Source organism: Mameliella sp. AT18, from assembly GCF_028807275.1.
Lineage (GTDB): Bacteria > Pseudomonadota > Alphaproteobacteria > Rhodobacterales > Rhodobacteraceae > Antarctobacter > Antarctobacter albus.
In genome coordinates, this window is record NZ_JARAMO010000124.1 from 1 (window position 1) to 1680 (window position 1680).

Annotated in this window: 2 protein-coding genes; both read right to left on the minus strand. The window is 63.8% G+C overall.

The features are described 5' to 3' along the window. Window positions 1-929, minus strand: a 929-nt coding sequence (locus tag PVW46_RS13580; RefSeq protein WP_274576192.1) for a branched-chain amino acid ABC transporter permease, incomplete at its 3' end; no start/stop codon positions are given. A gap of 85 nt (window positions 930-1014) precedes the next feature. Continuing rightward, window positions 1015-1680 (minus strand): ABC transporter ATP-binding protein (locus PVW46_RS13585; RefSeq protein WP_274576193.1); only part of this gene is annotated, 666 nt, incomplete at its 5' end.

The following is a 1680-nucleotide window of genomic DNA, read 5'->3' on the forward strand; positions in this document are numbered from 1 at the left end:
CCGAACAGGCCCTGCGGGCGGAACAGCAGCACGATCAGCGCCAGCACGAAGGCGAACCAGGTCTCGGTGTTGCCGCCCAGGATCGGGTAACCCCAGTAGCCGTCGAACAGCTTTTCCAGGATGCCGATCATCAGCCCGCCGACGATGGCGCCGGTGATGCTTTCCAGTCCCCCCAGCATGAGCACCGGCAGGGCCTTGTAGGCGATCACCTCGAGGGCAAAGCTCACCCCTGCCCGCGCGCCCCAGGCAATGCCCGTGACCAGCGCGATGATCCCCGCGATGAACCAGACCAGCACCCAGATCGTCTGCAAAGAGATGCCAACCGACAGCGCCGCCTGGTGGTCGTCACCCAGCGCGCGGATGGCCCGGCCCATCTTGGTATAGTTGAGGAAGGCCAGCAGCGCCGCCACCAGCACCCCGCCAACCACGACCACGGTGATGTCGAGATGCGGCAGGATCAGCAGACCGCCCCAGGGTTCCAGCAGGGTTTCCCCGGTGGGAATGCCCAGCTCGCTGGTGATCATCTGCTTGTTCTCGCCGCCAAAGATGATCTCGCCCAGGCCGATCAGGAACAGGCTGACCCCGATGGTTGCCATGAAGAGGATGATGTCAGGCTGGCCCACAAGCGGCCGCAGCACCACCCGTTCGATGCTGACCGCCAGCACGAACATCACGCCCAGGGTCAGCAGCACCGCGATCCAGGCGGGGATGCCATAGGCATAAAGCCCCACCAGCGTCAGCGCCGCAAAGACCACCATGATGCCCTGAGCAAAGTTGAAGATCCGGCTCGACCGGAAGATCAGCACGAACCCCAGCGCGATCAGCGCATAGAGCACGCCTGATACCAGCCCCTCCCAGAGGGTCTGCAGGAACAGGTCCGGCGCCTCGTACATGTCCACGAAGGGATTGATGAAGATGTCTCTCAGCATGTCTTGCGCTCCCCGCCCCGGACCGGGGCCTCATGGCTGGCGTGGAGATCCCGGATCGGGCCCGGGACGGTGTCGTGTTCAAGTCTCAATGCGGCACCCCCAGGTAGGCGTCGATCACGTCCTGGTTGTTGCGCACCTCGTCGGGCGTGCCGTCGCCGATCTTCTTGCCGTAATCCATCACCACGACCCGGTCGGAGAGGTCCATGACCACGCCCATGTCGTGTTCGATCAGGCAGATCGTGGTGCCGAACTCGTCGTTCACGTCCAGGATAAAGCGGCTCATGTCCTCCTTCTCCTCGACGTTCATCCCCGCCATCGGTTCGTCCAGCAGCAGGATCGACGGTTCGGCGGCCAGCGCGCGCGCCAGTTCGACCCGCTTTTTCAGGCCGTAGGGCAGCCGCCCCACCGGCGTCTTGCGGATGGCCTGGATCTCGAGGAAGTCTATGACCTTCTCGACGATCTCGCGGTTTTCCATTTCCTCGTTGCGCGCCCGGCCCCACCACAGAGCTTGGCTTGCGATCGAGGCGTTCATATGCGTCAGCCGGCCGGTCATCACGTTGTCCAGCACCGTCATCCCCTCGAACAGCGCGATGTTCTGGAAGGTGCGCGCCACGCCCATGCGGGCGACCTCATAGGGTTTCATCTGCGGGCGCTTTGCGCCCTTGTACCAGACCTCGCCGATGGTCGGCGTATAGAACCCGGAAATGATGTTGAGCATCGAGGACTTGCCCGCCCCGTTCGGCCCGATGAT